This window comes from Luteibacter sp., from assembly GCF_035539195.1.
Taxonomy (GTDB): Bacteria; Pseudomonadota; Gammaproteobacteria; order Xanthomonadales; family Rhodanobacteraceae; genus Luteibacter.
The window spans coordinates 68,156-85,811 of record NZ_DATLIW010000032.1 but is presented as its reverse complement, the minus strand read 5'-3'; the positions used below and the strand labels follow the sequence as shown (position 1 = coordinate 85,811).

At 63.4% G+C, this 17,656-nt stretch carries 15 protein-coding genes; 10 read left to right on the top strand and 5 right to left on the bottom strand.

The annotated features are described in order from the left end of the window. Positions 1-183: 183 nt before the first annotated feature. The 3 genes from trpE (at position 184) to VM621_RS12635 (ending at position 3,186) form a co-directional block, all read left to right on the top strand. The gene (gene trpE, locus VM621_RS12645; protein ID WP_325469318.1) at positions 184-1,659 is read left to right on the top strand and encodes an anthranilate synthase component I; all 1,476 of its coding nucleotides are present in this window, start codon (positions 184-186) and stop codon (positions 1,657-1,659) included. A gap of 4 nt (positions 1,660-1,663) precedes the next feature. Further along, positions 1,664-2,347, top strand: coding sequence for a hypothetical protein (locus tag VM621_RS12640; RefSeq protein WP_325469317.1), 684 nt, complete (start codon positions 1,664-1,666; stop codon positions 2,345-2,347). 422 nt (positions 2,348-2,769) lie between these two features. Further along, positions 2,770-3,186, top strand: a complete 417-nt coding sequence (locus tag VM621_RS12635) for a DUF4019 domain-containing protein (RefSeq protein ID WP_325469316.1) — start codon at positions 2,770-2,772, stop codon at positions 3,184-3,186. Between the two features lie 105 nt (positions 3,187-3,291). Here VM621_RS12635 and VM621_RS12630 read toward each other — a convergent pair whose 3' ends face one another. After that, positions 3,292-3,621: an alpha/beta hydrolase gene (locus VM621_RS12630; protein ID WP_325469315.1), complete on the bottom strand. Its 330-nt coding sequence runs from the start codon at positions 3,619-3,621 to the stop codon at positions 3,292-3,294. On the opposite strand from VM621_RS12630, the gene VM621_RS12625 reads away from it, so the two are divergent. Continuing rightward, a complete protein-coding gene (locus VM621_RS12625) occupies positions 3,620-3,931 on the top strand; it encodes a hypothetical protein (RefSeq protein ID WP_325469314.1) in 312 nt (103 codons plus the stop codon). The two genes, VM621_RS12630 and VM621_RS12625, sit on opposite strands and share 2 nt — an antisense overlap. A 342-nt stretch (positions 3,932-4,273) precedes the next feature. Here the strand turns inward: VM621_RS12625 and VM621_RS12620 are convergent, their stop codons facing one another. From VM621_RS12620 to VM621_RS12605, 4 genes are all read right to left on the bottom strand, one after another. Beyond that, entirely contained in the window at positions 4,274-5,650 is a 1,377-nt protein-coding gene (locus tag VM621_RS12620; protein ID WP_325469313.1) for a leucyl aminopeptidase family protein, read from the bottom strand. A gap of 69 nt (positions 5,651-5,719) precedes the next feature. Beyond that, positions 5,720-6,418, bottom strand: coding sequence for an HAD family hydrolase (locus tag VM621_RS12615; RefSeq protein WP_325469312.1), 699 nt, complete (start codon positions 6,416-6,418; stop codon positions 5,720-5,722). A gap of 11 nt (positions 6,419-6,429) precedes the next feature. Next, positions 6,430-7,929 (bottom strand): LysM peptidoglycan-binding domain-containing protein, encoded by a 1,500-nt coding sequence (locus VM621_RS12610; protein ID WP_325469311.1) that lies wholly within the window; start codon positions 7,927-7,929, stop codon positions 6,430-6,432. A 343-nt stretch (positions 7,930-8,272) separates the two neighbouring features. After that, positions 8,273-9,643: a Do family serine endopeptidase gene (locus VM621_RS12605; RefSeq protein WP_325469310.1), complete on the bottom strand. Its 1,371-nt coding sequence runs from the start codon at positions 9,641-9,643 to the stop codon at positions 8,273-8,275. A gap of 364 nt (positions 9,644-10,007) precedes the next feature. Between VM621_RS12605 and VM621_RS12600 the strand changes: the two genes are divergently transcribed. The 6 genes from VM621_RS12600 (at position 10,008) to VM621_RS12580 (ending at position 17,601) form a co-directional block, all read left to right on the top strand. Next, a complete protein-coding gene (locus tag VM621_RS12600) occupies positions 10,008-12,155 on the top strand; it encodes an adenosylcobalamin-dependent ribonucleoside-diphosphate reductase (RefSeq protein ID WP_325469309.1) in 2,148 nt (715 codons plus the stop codon). Between the two features lie 20 nt (positions 12,156-12,175). Continuing rightward, complete coding sequence (locus tag VM621_RS12595) at positions 12,176-13,204, top strand: hypothetical protein (protein ID WP_325469308.1); 1,029 nt, start codon at positions 12,176-12,178, stop codon at positions 13,202-13,204. A gap of 57 nt (positions 13,205-13,261) precedes the next feature. Continuing rightward, positions 13,262-14,044, top strand: a complete 783-nt coding sequence (locus VM621_RS12590) for an NrdJb (protein WP_325469307.1) — start codon at positions 13,262-13,264, stop codon at positions 14,042-14,044. 124 nt (positions 14,045-14,168) lie between these two features. Beyond that, complete coding sequence (locus VM621_RS19525) at positions 14,169-14,435, top strand: helix-turn-helix transcriptional regulator (RefSeq protein WP_332844001.1); 267 nt, start codon at positions 14,169-14,171, stop codon at positions 14,433-14,435. Beyond that, a complete protein-coding gene (locus VM621_RS12585) occupies positions 14,435-15,385 on the top strand; it encodes a hypothetical protein (protein ID WP_325469306.1) in 951 nt (316 codons plus the stop codon). Before VM621_RS19525 ends, VM621_RS12585 begins: the two co-directional genes overlap by 1 nt. A gap of 59 nt (positions 15,386-15,444) precedes the next feature. Then, positions 15,445-17,601: a DNA cytosine methyltransferase gene (locus VM621_RS12580; protein ID WP_325469305.1), complete on the top strand. Its 2,157-nt coding sequence runs from the start codon at positions 15,445-15,447 to the stop codon at positions 17,599-17,601. Positions 17,602-17,656 lie beyond the last annotated feature (55 nt).

Here is a 17,656-nt window from a genome sequence, read left to right as displayed (position 1 = left end):
TCTGGCTATCGCCGATGAATCGGCTCCCACAGAAAGGTGGCAACCTGGCTATCGCCGATGAATCGGCTCCCACAGAAAGGTGGCAGCTTGGCAATCGCCGATGAATCGGCTCCCACAGGAGGGCAGTCGGGCGTCCCGATATCCTACAATCGGCTATTAACCCCACCCGATGCGACGCCCCGAATGATTTCCCGCGAACAATTCGATGCCTACGCCGCCCAGGGCCATACGCGCATTCCGCTGGTGCGCGAGGTCTTTTCCGACCTCGACACGCCGCTGTCGGTGTACCTGAAGCTGGCCGATGGCCCGTATACCTTCCTGTTCGAATCGGTCGAGGGCGGCGCCACCTGGGGACGTCATTCCATCATCGGCCTGCCGGCGCGGCGCGTGTATCGCCTGCGCGGGCATGAGCTGGAAGTGGAAGAGTGCGGCGAGGTCGTGGAGCGTCGTCATCTGGACGATCCGCTCGCCGAGATCGAAGTGCTGCGCAAGCAGTACGACGTACCGAAGCTGCCGGGCCTTCCCGACTTCACCGGTGGCCTGGTCGGCTACTTCGGTTTCGAAACGATCGGCTATATCGAAGAGCGCCTGGCGCAGTGGGACAAGCACGACGAACTCGGCACGCCCGATGTCCTGCTGATGCTCGCCGACGAAGTGGCCGTGTTCGACAACCTCAAGGGCCGCCTGTACCTAATCGTCCATGCCGATCCGTCGAAGCCGCAGGCGTATGCCGATGCGTCGCGGCGTCTGGATGCGCTGGCCTTCCGTCTGCGCCAGGGTGGCGTGTCGTACCCGCAGATGCTGCAGCCGGCGGCGATCGACGAATCCGATTTCAAATCCTCGTTCACCCGCGAGGAGTACGAGGAAGTCGTGCGCAAGGCGCAGGAATACATCCGTGCCGGCGATATCTTCCAGGTCGTGCCGTCGCAGCGCCTGAGCGTCGGCTTCAACGCGCGGCCGGTGGATGTCTACCGCGCCCTGCGTGCGATGAATCCCTCGCCGTACATGTTCTTCATCGACATGGGGCCGACGCAGATCGTCGGTTCGTCGCCGGAGATCCTCGTGCGGCTGAAGGCCGGTCGCGTGGTGTTGCGTCCTATCGCGGGCACGCGTCGCCGCGGTGCCAACGAGGTGGAAGACGTCGCGCTGGAGACCGAGCTCCTCGCCGATCCGAAGGAGCGCGCCGAGCATCTCATGCTGATCGACCTCGGTCGCAACGACGTCGGCCGCGTGAGCAAGACCGGTACGGTGGAGCTTTCCGAGTCCTTCGTCGTCGAGCGCTACTCGCATGTCATGCACATCGTGTCCCAGGTCGAAGGCGATATCCGCGACGACCTCTCCTACATGGATGTCATCAAGGCGACGTTCCCGGCAGGCACCGTGAGCGGCGCGCCGAAGATCCGCGCGCTGGAGATCATCCAGGAGCTGGAGCCCTTCAAGCGCAACATCTACGCCGGCGCGATCGGCTGGCTCGGCTGGTGGGGTGACGCGGATACCGCGATCGCGATCCGCACCGCCGTGATCCAGGACGGCCGCCTGCACGTGCAGGCCGGTGGCGGGGTCGTGTACGACTCCGACCCGGCCGCCGAGTGGGAGGAAACCATGAACAAGGGTCGCGCGCTTTTCCGCGCGGTGGCCCAGGCGGCCAAGGGACTCTAGCCACATGACCAGCACACGCACCTTCATCGCCGCGGGAAGCCTGGCCGTCATGGCCGTCACAGCGGCGCCGTCGGCGCATGCGCGTGAGGCGTTCTCCGACGATGTCGCCTCGCGCACGCAGGCACTCGCGCTGCTGGAAACGCTCAACGCCGACCTGCTCAGCCACCCGAGCGCGACGCTCACGCTGGAGCGCTGGTGCGGCGATCACGCCCTGGCCGGCGACGCGAAGATCCTCGCCCGTCGGGTGAAGGGGCAGGACAAGCCGCTCCCGGCCGAGGACCGGCAGACCCTCGGCATCGGTCCCGACGAGCCGGTGAAGTACCGCCGCGTGCAGCTGACCTGCGGCGAGCACGTGCTCTCCGAGGCCGACAACTGGTATGTCCCCTCGCGGCTCACCGCGGACATGAACCAGATCCTCGACAGCACAGACCAGCCCTTCGGCAAGGTCGTCCAGGGGCTGCACTTCCGCCGCCAGACGATCAGCGCCGACCTGCTGTGGTCGCCGCTACCCAGGGGCTGGGAGATGGACGCACCGCTGCCTCCGGCCATCAAGGGACCGCTGGCGATCCCGCACGAGTTGCTGCGGCATCGCGCCGTTCTCTTCACCGAAGCCAACCAGCCTTTCAGCCTGGTGGTCGAAACCTACACCTCCGACGTGCTGGCCTTCGGCCGCCGCTCAGCGCTCTGAATCCTCGATCCCTTCCACAACCGCATCCAGCAATGTCGTAGGAACCCTTGTGGAACCTTGGAGCCCTTGGAGCCCTTGGAGCCCTTGGAGCCCCTTGGAGCCCTTTGTGGAGCCCCTGTAGAAGCCCTTGTGGGAGCCGCTTCAGCGGCGATCCCGCGCCAGCGGGCCAGGATTAGGCGAGCCCCCTATCGCCGCTGAAGCGGCTCCCACACACGGCCACACCCACACCCTGCCATACCCACTCCTGCCTCCACCAACTGCCTCCACCAACCGCCGTATTCCATCCGGCCGACTTGGCAGGGCGGGGCGACCGCCCGAAGCTGGACGCCACGAGAAGGTGGAGGCGACCCATGGCCCCGGCGAGCGCAGTCGTACGAAAAGTCCCAGCGCCCCGGCTGTCGGGAACGAACGCCCTCGGGGCGATGCTCACCGTCGCCCACGAACCTCGACTGGGTCCGCAGCCGAACTCGCTCGACAACGCCGTCGCCAATGCCACGCACTGGGTGCAACTGTCCAACGCGGCGCGCCGTCCCGATGCCATGTGGCTCGAGGCCGGCGCGATGATGCAGCGGCTGGTGCCGCGTTCGGAATGGGTTCGATACCTGCGGAAGATTCGCATCGATCGCGGCGCGTTGATCAGCCGCGAGTGGTTCGAAGTCACCCGCGTTCGCGATCCGGTCGGTTTGCCCGCCGGCGATTACCTCAACGTGATCTTCGTGGCGCAGTTCGCCAGGGCGGTGCTCTTCGAGACCGTGTCGCTGGCGCCGGGGAGTGGCGGGTGGATGCCCGTCGGTTACGTCATCCGCCCCATGCAGCGCGAGATTTCGTTCGTGCAGTAGAGCCCGGTTGTGATGTGCGCGGCCGCTGCCTTGTGTGGGGGCTGTTGCCCTGTGTGTGGAAGCCACTGCCCTGTGTGGGAGCAACTGCCCTATGTGGGAGCCGCTTCAGCGGCGATGCCTTTCGCCGCTGAAGCGGCTCCCACACACAGCGGGGTTCCACACGTGGTCCAGGGCCTGATAGAACCGTTCGGGTGCAGCCTTGGCTTGCCAGTCTTCCAGGCCGAGCGGGTCGACCGGCACCGGCTTCTCCACGCCCTGCGGATACATCAGCGTGCAGCGCGTGCCGATGATGCCGCCCATCGAATGAGCGACCACCGTGACCTTGTCGACGCCGAGGCTCGCCAGCAGGTTGCCGCGAAAACGTGCGAATTCGCATTGCGAGGGCGATGGCCAATGCCATAATCGCCTCGTACCGGCCAAACAGGGATCTCCCATGAGCGATTTCGAAGCGCCGTCGCGCGAGTACACGCGACCGCCGATGACGCGCGGTGTCGACCCCCAGCGCATGAACTGGCTTTGGCAGCTGATCCTGCAGGCGACGGATCTGGATCCGGACGACGTGCGCGCGGCGCTGGTGTCCTCCGGCGTGGCCGCGACGGCGAAGCGAATACACAGCTGGCAGGTGAGCGATCAGGATGACGCGTACTTTCCGCTGTCGCTCGCGGAGCTGGAGCGAAATCTACGCGCGGTCGTTGCGGTGAGGACGCAGCGCGCTGAAGCGACCAAGAGCGAGCGCGACGAGTAAGCCCGCGTCCGGTTGGAGCCCTGCTTTATGTGGGAGCCGATTCATCGGCGATTGCCAGGTTGCAGCGAGTTGGCCCGCTGCCGCGGGATCGCCGGCAATAGCCGGCTCCCACAAGGTGTCCGGTCCTACAAGGTGTCCGGTTGGAACCTTAGCTTTGTGTGGGAGCCGATTCATCGGCGATTGCCAGGTTGCAGCGAGTTGGCCCGCTGCCGCGGGATCGCCGGCGATAGCCGGCTCCCACAAGGTGCGGGATCGCCGGCAATAGCCGGCTCCTACAAGGTGCGGGATCGCCGGCGATAGCCGGCTCCCACATGGAACCGCACGCGGTAGCGGGCTTTCCTTTTAGGAATAGCGCTCGGAGAGGAACCGATAGAACGCACGCAAACCCTGCGCTTCACCACCGCGCGGATGGGCCGGGCGGTCGGTGTCGTTCCACGAGTAAGTGTCCAGGTGCATCCAGTTCTGGCTCTCGGGGACGAAACGCTCGAGGTAGAGCGCGGCGGTGACGGCGCCGGCGTGGCGTGAGGGGCCGGCGTTGGCGAAGTCCGCCACGTACGACTCCAGCATGCGACGGTACGGACGCCACAGCGGCAGGCGCCACAGCGGGTCGCCGACGAGTTCCGCGGCACCGATCACATGGTCGGCGAGCTGGTCGCGGTTGGTGAACAGCGCGGGCAGCTCGGGACCGAGCGCGACGCGTGCCGCGCCGGTAAGCGTGGCGAAATCGACGATCAGATCCGGCGCCTGTTCCACCGCGTAGGCGATCGCGTCGCACAGCACCAGGCGGCCTTCGGCATCGGTGTTGTCCACTTCCACCGTGTGGCCGGCGCGGGTCTTGATCACATCGCCCGGTCGCATCGCATTGCCGGCGATCGCGTTCTCGACAGCCGGCACCAGCAGGGTGAGGCGCACCGGCAGGCGTGCCTGCATCACCAGGCCGGCCAGGGCGATCGCATGCGCGGCGCCGCCCATGTCCTTCTTCATCCAGCGCATGCCGTCCGATGGCTTGATGTCCAGGCCGCCGGTGTCGAAGCAGACGCCCTTGCCGATGATCACCAGCTTCGGATTGGAGTTCTTGCCCCAGGTGAGCTCGATCATGCGCGGCGCGCGATGGCTTGCGCGGCCTACCGCGTGAATGGTCGGGAAGTTCGCGGCGAGCAGTTCGTCGCCGACCCATTCCTGCACCTTCGCCTTGTGCTCGGTGGCGTGTGCGTGGATGGCGGCGGAGAGATGTTCGGGGCCCATGTCTTCGGTGGGCGTGTTGACCAGGTCGCGGACCTGGGCGGTCGCATCGATCACCGGCTGCACCGAGCGCAGCGTCGCGGCGTCGACCACCAGCTGTGCCGGCGGCCGGGCGCGCGTGCGGTAACGATCGAAGCGGTAGGCGCCGAGTGCCCAGCCGAGCGCGAGCAGGTCGCGGTCGTCGACCACGCCTTCGTCAGCGAACTCGTACAGACCTTCGGGAAGCCGGGTGGGCAGGGAGCCGAGTGCGGCAATGGGATCGGCGCGGTCGACGCCGACCAGGATGCGTTCGATCGCGCCCTTGGCATCCGGCAGCACGAGGATCGCGCCCGGCGTCGGCCGGAACGCGGTGGAAACCAACCACTGACGATGCATTGCCCCGAGCCGCCCTTCGGCCGCCGACATGCCTGCCACATCGACGGTCTCGATGGGAATGGCGATACGTTTTCCGGACTTGCGTTCGATCAGTGACGACATCAGGCCTCCCGTGCCTCGCGGTCGTTGGCAACCGCGTCAATAGAATAGTGCAATCGGTGTGCCGCTATTCTAGCCGTCCGTAAGCGCCGACGCTTCTACCCAATCGGCCAAATGCGTCATGTCGGGGAACTCCAGGTCGGGCGCCGGTCCGTGCGACCACACCTCAGCCGTGCGATTGAGCCAGACGGTCCGCAGTCCTGCCTGGCGTGCGCCCACGACGTCTAGCACGGGATCGTCGCCGACATGCAGAATCTCGCCGGGCTCGACACCCAGGGCTTCGGCGGCCGCCAGAAAAATACGGGCATCCGGCTTGGCCACGCCCAATCCGCCCGCGCTGATGCGTGTATGGAAGAGGTGGTGCAGGCCGATGATCTCCAGGTCGGCGTTGCCGTTGGAGATGCTGACGATGGGCACGCGGTGCGCGATGCGTTCGAGAGCCGGCAGGCTGTCGGGGTAGAGCTCCACGTTGTTCCGGGCGGCGAAGTAGAGCCGCCAGAGTTCGTCCACCGGGGCATCGTCGATGCCGCAGTGCGCGAAGGCCGCGCGGATGGTCATCCGCCGCTGTTCGCTGAAGTCGTGGGAGAGGTGGGCGTTGTCGCGGGCGATCTGCTCGCGAAGCTCACGCATGGCCTCGATAGGCCATGCGTTTGCGACATCGGGATGGTGGTGGCGGAGCCAGCGGTCCACGACATGCTCGGCCTCGATCAGGGCCGGCAGAACCGGCCACAGGGTATCGTCGAGGTCGAGGGAGACGGCGCGGACGGCCATGGGGCGCTCCCTCAGCGTGCGCTGACCTTCAGCACCTGGCCCGGATGGACATTGTTGTCCTTCAGGCCGTTCATGGCGCGCAACTGGTTCACGTCCACCGCGTTCTTCTTGGCGATGGAATACAGCGTGTCGCCGGTCGACACCTTATAGGTGTGCGCCGACGCAGCGGCCTTCGGGGCGGCCTTGGCCACGGCGGCCTTGGCTTCCGGCTTGGCGGCAGCGGCGGCCTTGGCCGGCTTGGCCTCGCTCACCTTCGGCGTGTCGATCTTGTTCGACTTCTCGGAGCTGTCGATCGGCGCGGCCGGCTTGGCCGAGATCTTGCCCTTCACCGTGACGGCGTCGGCGAGGACCTTGGCGAACTTGCCGCCGATCTTGGCGTTGTCGGAGTTCGAGAACGCTTCCGCGTGGACGCCGGCAAAGCCCATGTGCGCCGAGGTGCTGACGCTGGCGACGACCTTGGCGAACTGCGACGGCTCAGCCGTGCTCGCGGCGGAGCCCTTGGCTTCCTTCGCTGCCTTGGCGCCCTTGCCCTTGGTCTCGGCCTTGGCGATAGCGACTTCCTTCGCGGCGGCCGGAGCGGCGGCGACGGCCGTCGGTGCGGTGGTCATCGGCTCGCCCACGTTGGCGCGCGTACCGACGGTGGAAGCGATCTTCGCGCGACGGGCGGCATCGCCCGCGGCGAGGGACGCGCCGTCGGCGTACGGCACCAGGCTGTGCGAACGAAGCAGCGAGCTACCCGTGCTGGAGGTGACGAAGGCAAGGAATTCCTTGATCTCGGCCGCCTTCGGGCTGGTGTCGTTGGTGACCAGGTAGATCTCGCTGTACAGCGGGTAGGCACCGCTGGCCACCGTCGAGGCCGACGGCGTGACGCCGTCGATCTGCAGGATCTTCACCTTCTTGTTCGTGGCCACGCCCGCGAGCGTGGTCGCGCCGAGACCCTGCTTGTCGAGGGTCACGCCCTCTTCGAGCTTGGCCACGTTGACGTAGAGACGCGGTGCGGCGACGGGCTGGTTGCCGCGTCCGAACAGCAGGCGACGCATGCTGTATTCGACGCCGTCGGCCGGGCTGGCCACGGCGTAGAGGTTGATCGGGAGATCGGCGCCGCCGAGGTCCTTCCAGTTCGTGATGTGCCCCATGTAGATCTCATGGAGCTGCTTGAGCGTGATGTTGCTCACCGGGTTGGACGGGTAGGTGACCATCACCAGGGCGTCCCACGCCACCGGCGTGAAGGTGAGCGACTGCTCGGCGGCACCGACACCCGGACGCGCCGAACCGGCGATATCCGCTGTGCCCTTGGCGACGGCGTCGATACCCGAAGCGGTATTGAACGGCTGCAGTTCGAACTTGCCCTTGCCGGATTTCTCCCAGGCCTTGGCGACATCGATGACCACGCCGCGCGCGGTGGTGATATCGCCACGCCACACCAGGGCGGTGTCGGCGGCGAAAAGGGTTGCAGAGGCGCTAAGGCCGATCAGCGTGGCGGTAAACAGTCGCGCAAGACGGAGAGACATGGACGGCAAGAACCTCGGGACGGAAGCGGGGTTGGGCATTGGGGCGCAATTGTGGGCTATTGAGGGCCCGGGCGCACCCTTTGACGTCAATCGGCATCCTGCCGGGGTGAAACAGAACGTAGGCTGTCGGGAAGGGTGGGGGGATTTTGTTAGGAGAGCATCGCCGATGAATCGGCTCCCACACGGAGCTGGTGAATCGGCTCCCACACGGAGCTGGTTGCTCTCACACAAAGCTGGTTGCTGCTGTGGGGCGTTTGCATGGAGAAGCTTATCGCCGCTGAAGCGGCTCCCACAGGAAGCGGGCGCGCGCTCCATGTGGGAGCCGATTCATCGGCGACAGGCCCTACAACACCGCGTAATACACAGAATCATCACGCACCACAGTCAGCAGCAACTGCCTCCCCGCCAACCCCGCCCCCAGCGGCAAGCCCTTCACCGACGTCACCTTCCTCTGCTGTATCCCCACCACGATATCGCCATCCTTCAACCCCGCCGCCGCGGCCGCCGAGCCGCGCTTCACCCCGCTCAGCACCACGCCAAACCCGCCGCCGGCTTTCTGATCCGCAGTGAGATCGCTCAAGGTCACCCCGGCCAGGCGCGGATCCACCTTGCCGCCGTCCACCGAGGCGATGGCGACGGCGGCGATCGTCGCCTCCACATCGCGGGATGCGCCCTCGCGGCGTACCGACAGTTTCACCCGGGCGCCGAGCGGCATCAGGCCTTCCGTATTGCGCACATCCTGCGCCGAGCGCACCGGCTTGCCGTCGATCGCGGTCAGCACGTCGCCGGTCTGCAGCCCCGCGCCATCCGCCGGCGAGCCCTCGTTGATCCGCGTGACCACGGCGCCGTTCGCGTCCTTCAGCTTCAGCGCCTGGGCGATACGCGGGGTGATGTCCTGCACCTCCACGCCGAGGTTGCCGCGTCGCACCTTGCCGTACGACAGCAGCTGCTTCATCACCCCGGTCGCCAGGTCGGTCGGAATGGCGAAGCCGATGCCGACATTGCCGCCGGAGGGCGTGAAGATCATCGAATTGATGCCGACCAGCTCGCCGCGCAGGTTCACCAGCGCGCCGCCGGAGTTACCTGGGTTGATCGAGGCATCGGTCTGGATGAAGTTCTGGAAGCCCTTACCCAGGCCCGAACGACCCAGGGCCGAGACCATGCCCGACGTCGCCGTCTGCCCGAGGCCGAAGGGATCGCCCACGGCCACCACGAAATCACCGACGCGCAGCGCCGACGAATCCGCGATCGGTAGCGCCTGCAAGCGCTCGGCGGGAATCTGCAGCACTGCGACGTCCGTCTCCGGGTCGCTGCCGAGCAGCTTCGCCTTGAAGTCGCGACCATCCTGCAGCGTGACCGTGATATCGTCCGCGCCCCCGACGACATGGTGGTTGGTCAGGACATAGCCTTTATCGGCATCGATCACCACGCCCGAGCCCAGGCTCTGCTCCACCCGTTCGCGGGGAACCCCCTGGTTGCCGAACAGCTGGCGGAACAGCGGATCGTCGAAATACGGATCGCGTGCGCGCACGCGGGTCTTCGTCGAGATGTTCACCACCGCCGGCGTCACCTTCGCCAGCATCGGTGCCAGTGAAGGCATCGGCTGACCGTCGATCGTCGGCGGGATGGCGGCAAACGCGGGCGCGGCCAGGGCAAAACCCAGGGTCGCGACGACGGAGAAAATCTTGGTTCGCCGAAGAGCGCTGGCGGGCATACAGGAACTCCTTGTTGTGTCACTGAAACGGGGATTTCGACGCCTTCGACCATCCGGGCGCCTGTGAGTTTCAAACCGTGCGACAGCCATCACCGACACTTTACTTCGACCCTCTCCGGGTTTAAGGTTCACTCCGGTCGTAACCACAACATCTTGTGTTCCCAGGTTCCCTTGTTACCTAGCGCTGGTGCTGCGGTTACTCAGGTTCTCAGTACAAACCATCGTCGGCAAAGGCTTTTCGGGAGGGCCGGCGGAGGGAGCACGGATGGTCGGCAGAGGCTCCGGGGGGAGAGCTGTCGAGTGGTTGCGTCAACGCAAGCCAATAAGAGGCCTACAAGGGCCTAGACTCGAGGACGACACATACATGAGCACTGCACGTGCGCAAGCCATGGGGCTTGAGACCGCGGCCATTCCGCTTCAGCCCGCCTCGTACGACATCTGGGACAAGAAGTACCGCCTGAAGGCCAAGTCGGGCAACCCCGTCGACGAGTCGGTGGACGGCACCTACCAGCGCGTCGCCCGCGCACTGTCCGATGTCGAAGCCACCGACGAGCTGCGCGCACACTGGTTCGAGCGTTTCCTCTGGGCCCTGCGCCGCGGTGCCATTCCCGCCGGCCGCATCACGTCCAACGCTGGCGCGCTCGAGCACAAGCCGGCCACCTCCACGATCAACTGCACCGTCTCGGGCACCATCCACGACTCGATGGACGACATCCTCGAGAAGGTGCACGAAGCGGGCCTGACGCTGAAGGCCGGTTGCGGCATCGGCTACGAGTTCTCGACGCTGCGCCCGCGCGGCGCCTACGTCTCCGGCGCCGGCGCCCACACGTCGGGCCCGCTGTCGTTCATGGATATCTACGACAAGATGTGCTTCACCGTCTCCTCCGCCGGCGGTCGCCGCGGTGCGCAGATGGGCACGTTCGACATCGCGCATCCGGACGCCAAGGAATTCATCCGCGCCAAGCGCGAAGACGGCCGCCTGCGCCAGTTCAACCTGTCGCTGCTGATCACCGACGGCTTCATGGAAGCGGTCGAAAACGACCAGGACTGGCCGACCGTCTTCCCGGTGCACGTGAAGGAACAGGACGAGATCGACCTCAACGACGCCGCCAAGGTCATCTGGCGCGAGTGGCCGACCAAGGAAAACTACGTCACCCGTGAGGACGGCCTGGTCGCCTGCAAGATCTACGGCCACATCCGTGCGCGTCACCTGTGGGACATGATCATGGTCTCGACGTATGACTACGCCGAGCCGGGTTTCATCCTCATCGACCGCGTCAACGAGATGAACAACAACTGGTGGTGCGAGCACATCCGCGCGACCAACCCCTGCGGCGAGCAGCCGCTGCCGCCGTACGGCTCCTGCCTGCTGGGCTCGATCAACCTCACCGTGTTCGTCCGCGATCCGTTCGGCCCCAAGGCCCGGTTCGACTGGGACGAGTACCGCGAAGTGGTCCGCGTGTTCACCCGCATGCTCGACAACGTGGTCGAGATCAACGGCCTGCCGCTGGCGCGCCAGCGCGAAGAGATCCTGTCCAAGCGCCGCCACGGCATGGGCTTCCTCGGCCTGGGCTCCACGGTCACCATGCTGAAGATGCGCTACGGCAACGCCGACGCGGTCGCCTTCACCGAGGAAGTCTCCCGCGAGATGGCGATCGCCGGCTGGGAAGTCGCCCTGGAGCTGGCCAAGGAAAAGGGCCCGGCGCCCGTCCTGTCGCGCGAGTACACCGTGACCGCCGAGATGCTGCGCAAGCGCCCGGAGATGGTCAAGGACGGCTGGAAGGTCGGCCAGAGCATCCGCGGCAGCGCGCTGCACGCCAAGTACTCCCGCTACATGCAGCGCGTGGCCGAAGTGGCCCCGGAGCTGGTCGACGCCCTGGCCGAGACCGGCGCGCGCTTCACCCACCACTCGTCCATCGCGCCCACCGGCACGATCTCGCTGAGCCTGGCCAACAATGCCTCCAACGGCATCGAGCCCAGCTTTGCGCACCACTATTCCCGCAATGTGATCCGCGAAGGGAAGAAGTCGAAGGAAAAGGTCGAGGTCTTCAGCTACGAGCTGCTGGCCTACCGCGCGCTGATCAACGGCGACGCGCTGCCGTTCTCCGACGACCCGAAGACCCGCCTGCCGGATTACTTCGTCTCCGCCGACGACATCAGCCCGAAAGAACACGTAGACATCCAGGCGGCCTCGCAGAAGTGGATCGATTCCTCCATTTCCAAGACCGCGAACGTCCCGACGGATTATCCGTACGAGGACTTCAAGGACATCTATATGTACGCCCATAAGCAGGGTCTGAAGGGCTGCACTACCTTCCGTTTCAACCCCGCCGCATTCCAGGGCGTGCTCGTAAAAGAAACCGACCTGGAGAACACCCTCTATCGCTTCGAATTGGAAGACGGTAGCGTTGTCGAACTGAAGGGTAACGAAGAAGTCGAATACGACGGTGAAATGCACACCGCCGCGAACCTCTTCGATGCTTTGAAGGAAGGCTATTACGGTAAGTTCTGACCCCGCGGAGAGGGAAAAACATGTCCAATGAAAACCAGGTTGTCGAGGGTGAGCTGCCCGATATCGACACCAATGACACCAGCGACACGCCCGAAGCGGAGACGAATGTCACCGCCGAAGTGACGCCGTCGCCGGTCGTCGCCAAGAAGGTCGTCAAGAAGAAGCCGGTCGCCATCAAGACCATCGAGCCGACCTCGGCGCCGGTCGAAGATGCGTCCCCGGTCTCGGTCGATCACTACAGCGAGCCCGACTACGTCTCGCCCGAGCCGGTCGTCAAGAAGGCTCGCAAGGCGCCGGTGAAGAAGGCGGCCGTTGCCGAGGTTGCTCCGGTGGAGACGCCGGCTCCGGCCAAGAAGGCTGCGAAGAAGGCAACCCGCAAGGCTGCTCCGGCCAAGGCTGCTCCGGCTGAAGCGGCGCCGAAGAAGGCCGCTGCGAAGAAGGCAGCGGTGAAGGCCGCTCCGAAGAAGGCTGCCGGCAAGAAGGCGGCGACGAAGAAGGTCGCTGCCAAGAAGGCTGTCGTCAAGAAGGCTGTCAAGAAGGCCGCCGTGAAGAAGGTGGCTGCCAAGAAGGTCGCTGCGAAGAAGGCGCCGGCCAAGAAGGCCGCCGTGAAGAAGGCAGCGGTCAAGAAGGTTGCCGCCAAGAAGGTCGCCGCCAAGAAGGCCGTGAAGAAAGTCGCGGTCAAGAAGGCTGTCAAGAAGGCGCCGGCTCGCAAGGTCGCCAAGAAGGGTTCGACCCGTAAGGCAGTCGCGGTCAAGAAGGTTGCCCGCAAGGCAGCCGGTCGTGTCGTGAAGAAGGCCGCCGCCGTCCGCAAGACGGTCAAGAAGGCAGCCGGTCGCGTGGCGAAGAAGGTCTCGGCGGCTCGCAAGGCCGTCAAGAAGGGCGTGGCCAAGGTAGCTCGCAAGAGCGCCGGTCGCGTCGCAGCTGTAAAGAAGACGGTCCGCAAGGCCGCCAGCAAGAAGACCGCCCCCAAGGCGGTCAAGAGGTCCACTGCCAGCAAGACCGGTCGTACGTCGGCACGCAAGAGCGCCGTTCGTGGCCGTCGTAAGTAAGTAGCACCCATCCCGCCCGGCGATCGCGCCGGGCGGGATACCTATAAGAGAAGAGTCATGGCGATCAAGATCGAAAAGAAGATCAAGGGCTATAACGTAGTCAAGCCCGAGGACAAGGCCGCTCCGGCCCCCGCGCCCGTGCCGGTGAAAGAAGCCGCGCCCGTGGCCGAAGTCATCCAGATGCACGAAAGCCTGGAACGACCGGAGACCCTCGTCGGCAGCACGTACAAGATCAAGTCGCCGCTCTTCGAGCATGCGCTGTACGTCACCGTCAACGATATCGTCCTGAACGCCGGCACCAAGCACGAGCAGCGTCGCCCCTTCGAGCTGTTCATCAACTCGAAGAACATGGACCACTTCCAGTGGATCGTGGCGCTCACCCGAATTCTGTCCGCCGTCTTCCGCAAGGGTGGCGACGTGACGTTTATTGTCGAAGAGCTCAAGGCGGTCTTCGACCCGCGCGGCGGCTACTTCAAGGCCGGCGGCGTCTACATGCCCAGCATCGTCGCCGAGATCGGCGCGGTGGTCGAACAGCACATGAAGTCGATCGGCCTGATCCACGACCCGGAAATGAGCGACGCGACCCGCGCGCTGATTGCCGAAAAGCGTGCCGCCTACGAGAAGGCCGCGAAGCCCGCAACGCCGGCCGCCGCCGCGGCCGCCCCTGTGGGAGCCGGCTCCGCCGGCGATGCTTCCCAAGCCGCCGCAGAAGCCGCCCACATGAACGCCTCCGGCTTCCCCGCTGGCGCCACGCTCTGCGCTAAGTGCAATACGCAGGCGCTGGTGCTGATGGACGGGTGTCAGACTTGTTTGAATTGTGGGTATTCGAAGTGCGGGTGATGCTCGGGTGGGCACCTTAAAGCAGGTGCCGGTGGCTTTCCGGGTTAAGATCGACCGCGCAAGTAATCTTTTATCACCACGACTTATATTTGAAGACTATAGTCTGAAGAATATAACGTGCTTCATGCATACCATGGGATGCATGAAGTCATCATTAACAATTAGCGAGTCCGTTGGCGCGGCAATCGCGTCATTCCGAGTTGAAGCTGGCCTGTCGCAAGAGGAGCTAGCTTTTTCAGCTGGTGTGCACCGCACATACATAAGCTTGCTAGAGCGGGGTGTCAAAAGTCCCACCGTTAATACTCTTAGCTGCATTGCACATGCGTTAGGGATGAAGACTTCCGAGTTGGTGAGGGTGGCGGAACTTCACATCGATCGGAGGGTGCGCTGATGGCCGGCCGGCAGGGCGCTGTTTCCAGGTTGTACAGCACCGCTTCAAAGGCGCCGACACCGAATTTTAATGGGATGGTGTTGAAATGGCTGCGTGACGAGCTCGTAATAAGGGATCACGCTGTTGCGAAAGCCTTTGCGCCGGTACGAGCGTTGATGGATCTGGAGCTTACCGCCTTGGCAAGCGACAGATCCACCAAGGCAGCGCATACTTTCCTTCTCTCGAACCTCACCAGGCTGCTCCTTGAGATTGATCTAGGTGCCCATCTAGAGGGGCGCCTTGTGGGAGATCTCATCAACCTCACGGGCTTTCGAAGCGCGCTGTCTCAAGGGCACGCTAAAAACAACGGCGAGAACTTCGTGAATGCCATCGTCTATGGGCTGGCCAAGTTGCTTGAGTCACAGGACAGAATCCTGGTCGATAAGGGCACGCCACCGTGCCTGAAGGATGCACTGTGTTTAACGCGAAACATCGAGCTTGCCGGGCACGCAGAGGTGTTGAAGATTCCAATCGAATGCGATTTCGCGATCTACGATCGTGAGGATCCTTCAAACGCAATTGTCGTTAGTGCGAAGACGCGCCTGAAGGAAGTGTTCCACGTGGGTACAATGTGGAAGATACTCTTCGATATGGTCGGTGACGAGTACTGCGAACAGAAGTGGGGCCTCAAGTCCAACGGGGATACCTCCCAGATGATCTATTGTTTCGCAACCGCAGACATGATCCCGCCCAAGGGCAGTAGGACGCAGGGAGGCGATGTTGAGCGGGCGAGCCCACGAAACCTCATCAAGATGGATGCGTCGTTCTTCGACTACGTGTTTGTATCCAAGGCCGACATACCGCACGTCGCCAGTACGTTAGATTTGGCTAGAGGTCGAGAAGCGCTTTTTCACGAGCTCGGCTGCCTTGTGAGTCTCATCGAACAAAAGTTCCGGATAACCATCTCTTAAGCACGTCAGCGATGCCATCCAGATTTGAAAATAATTGAATACTAAAGTATACATATAAGATGGAAACGAAAGCTTCGCAAGCCGTCTGGAATGTCGTCGATCTCTTCTCGGGTTGTGGCGGCCTTTCTTTAGGTTTTGACGCATTGCAGGAGCCGAGCGGGCACAAGCCCTTCCGTTCCGTGCTGGCAATGGACAATTGGAAGCCAGCAGTCGAGGTGTTTCGCTCGAACCATCCTGCGCCGCGAGGGAGTCGACTGCCGATCGCACGGCTTGCTGATCTAGCATGGTTCAACCACTGGTCGGAGGCTCTCCTCTTCTACCTTGTGCACTTCTCAGAAGCGCATCGAGACGGCCAGCTTCGAGCGAGTTTGAGGCAGCTCGGCTTCGACGAATATGTGTCAAAGCTGAGAGCTCTGGACGAGGCATTTCAAGCCAAACTTGATCACATAGGCGAATCGACTGAGCACGCGAGTGCTATCGCGCAGGTCGATGCCAAAGTATTCAGTCTCGCGCTGGGTAAATCGATCTTGGGTAAGCTTCATCTTGCATCGCTGCGTGAGGTCAGGCTCGACGGAACTTCCCTCCCTTGGACGACCGAGCAATTGCTTGTCGAAAAGTCCGGCGTAAAGCCCTCCATGGTGAGTCCCGATCCGGTCCATCGCAAAGCCGCCACAGACGAATGGCAGGAGGCGATCGATCGAACGAAGGCTGCCGCGGAGGCCGTCGGACGTGGTCAACATAAGCCAAACGCAGTACGGATGGCCTCGCTTCACGGTTATCTGTCCTCGAGCGCAGGAACCTCTGTTCGTAAGGCCTGGATCGAATGGTTCGCAGGTCGCCTCACGTTGCGGAGCGAATTCTGTCTCGAGAACGCGAAGAAGCTGAGAGAGCTCTATAGCGGCAATCGAAGAGTGAGTGTGCTTTTGGGTGGGCCTCCGTGTAAGGGCTTCAGCCGAATCGGTCGCGCTGTGATTCGCGAGCTGCGCGATCAAGGTGCACACGCATGGGCGTCCAACAAGTTTGGCGACGAGCGCAATGCGCTCATGTATCGCTACGTTGTCTTCCTCGAGGCACTTCGGCCGAAGGTATTCCTATTCGAGAATGTTTCCAACTTTGCTTCGAAACTGGCCACGCCGGATGGGGAGCTCAATGCACCGGAATTGCTCGAAGAGCTCATCGACTCGCTTGAATGCGAAGATCTACACTACGAAGTAGATGCAAAAATTGTCCGAGCAAAAAGTCACGCTGTGCCGCAAGCGCGAGAGCGCTACATTATGTGTGGCATCAGCTCAGAGGTCTCTGATGGCGACCCGCGCGCCGTTCTCGCAATCCCCTCATTCTCAGAACACGTCACGCTAGGTTCGGCGTTGTCTGGCCTTCCCGTTGCAAAGATGTTCCGTGACCAGGGAAACGACACGTCGACAGTAAGTAGTGTTGCTGATCCGATAGGTGAAGGGGCTGAGGTGGCGACCGCGACTTATCTGCGCTGGGTTCGTCAGCCAAGCTTGATCTCCGGTGCGATGTCGCGAGAAGTGGATGCGCATATATATCGAAATCCGCGAGAAGATGATGCGAGGCTGTATAAGCTAGTGGCACCAGGAGTCCGGTGGATGGATCTCAAGGTTCCCCAGGCCGAGTCCCTATCTAGAGTATCTGCGCTGGTTGCTGATATGGCGAAGGCGCTTGGGGTTGGTGCCAAGAATGATGCTCTACGAGATCGAGCGGCGGAGGTTGCTAAACGGTTGAACGACTCGTTCGCGCTGCGACTTCTTCTTGAGCAGATGTCGAGTGGTTTGCACGAGAAGCATCACCTGCTAGGAGAGGGGTATCTTTCGAATGGGTCTGGTCAACATGGTGATTGGCTTGAGAGGTTGTCTGCGTCCCGTCCGTGCAAAACGGTGGTAGCCCATATTGGAAAGGACACCTACGGGTACATTCACCCATTCGAGCCTCGGCCGATAACGATTCGGGAAGCTGCGCGCGTCCAAGCCTTTCCGGACTGGTTTTCTTTTGCAGGCGTGGGCGTCGTCGATGCATACTCGATGATCGGGAATGCGGTACCACCCCTTCTCGCAAATCACTTCGCACATCGCGTTGCGGCGGCACTACGCAAGCCCGCGGCTACGTCCAAAGTGGTGCCGATGAGGCGCGCGTCGCGAAGCTCTGAGCAGCAGCTTCTTCCATTCTCTACGGAGCGGCACGCGGCGAGCGACTGAGGCGAAGCATTCCTAATTGCCAATGTGAGTGTGGCGTGACCCAGCCCCTGATAAC

Coding starts and splice junctions, on each gene's coding strand:
- trpE (WP_325469318.1), top strand. CDS start 184: ATGATTTCCCGCGAACAATTCGATGCCTACGCCGCCCAGGGCCATACG.
- VM621_RS12640 (WP_325469317.1), top strand. CDS start 1,664: ATGACCAGCACACGCACCTTCATCGCCGCGGGAAGCCTGGCCGTCATG.
- VM621_RS12635 (WP_325469316.1), top strand. CDS start 2,770: ATGCTCACCGTCGCCCACGAACCTCGACTGGGTCCGCAGCCGAACTCG.
- VM621_RS12625 (WP_325469314.1), top strand. CDS start 3,620: ATGAGCGATTTCGAAGCGCCGTCGCGCGAGTACACGCGACCGCCGATG.
- VM621_RS12630 (WP_325469315.1), bottom strand. CDS start 3,621: ATGGGAGATCCCTGTTTGGCCGGTACGAGGCGATTATGGCATTGGCCA.
- VM621_RS12620 (WP_325469313.1), bottom strand. CDS start 5,650: ATGTCGTCACTGATCGAACGCAAGTCCGGAAAACGTATCGCCATTCCC.
- VM621_RS12615 (WP_325469312.1), bottom strand. CDS start 6,418: ATGGCCGTCCGCGCCGTCTCCCTCGACCTCGACGATACCCTGTGGCCG.
- VM621_RS12610 (WP_325469311.1), bottom strand. CDS start 7,929: ATGTCTCTCCGTCTTGCGCGACTGTTTACCGCCACGCTGATCGGCCTT.
- VM621_RS12605 (WP_325469310.1), bottom strand. CDS start 9,643: ATGCCCGCCAGCGCTCTTCGGCGAACCAAGATTTTCTCCGTCGTCGCG.
- VM621_RS12600 (WP_325469309.1), top strand. CDS start 10,008: ATGAGCACTGCACGTGCGCAAGCCATGGGGCTTGAGACCGCGGCCATT.
- VM621_RS12595 (WP_325469308.1), top strand. CDS start 12,176: ATGTCCAATGAAAACCAGGTTGTCGAGGGTGAGCTGCCCGATATCGAC.
- VM621_RS12590 (WP_325469307.1), top strand. CDS start 13,262: ATGGCGATCAAGATCGAAAAGAAGATCAAGGGCTATAACGTAGTCAAG.
- VM621_RS19525 (WP_332844001.1), top strand. CDS start 14,169: ATGCATACCATGGGATGCATGAAGTCATCATTAACAATTAGCGAGTCC.
- VM621_RS12585 (WP_325469306.1), top strand. CDS start 14,435: ATGGCCGGCCGGCAGGGCGCTGTTTCCAGGTTGTACAGCACCGCTTCA.
- VM621_RS12580 (WP_325469305.1), top strand. CDS start 15,445: ATGGAAACGAAAGCTTCGCAAGCCGTCTGGAATGTCGTCGATCTCTTC.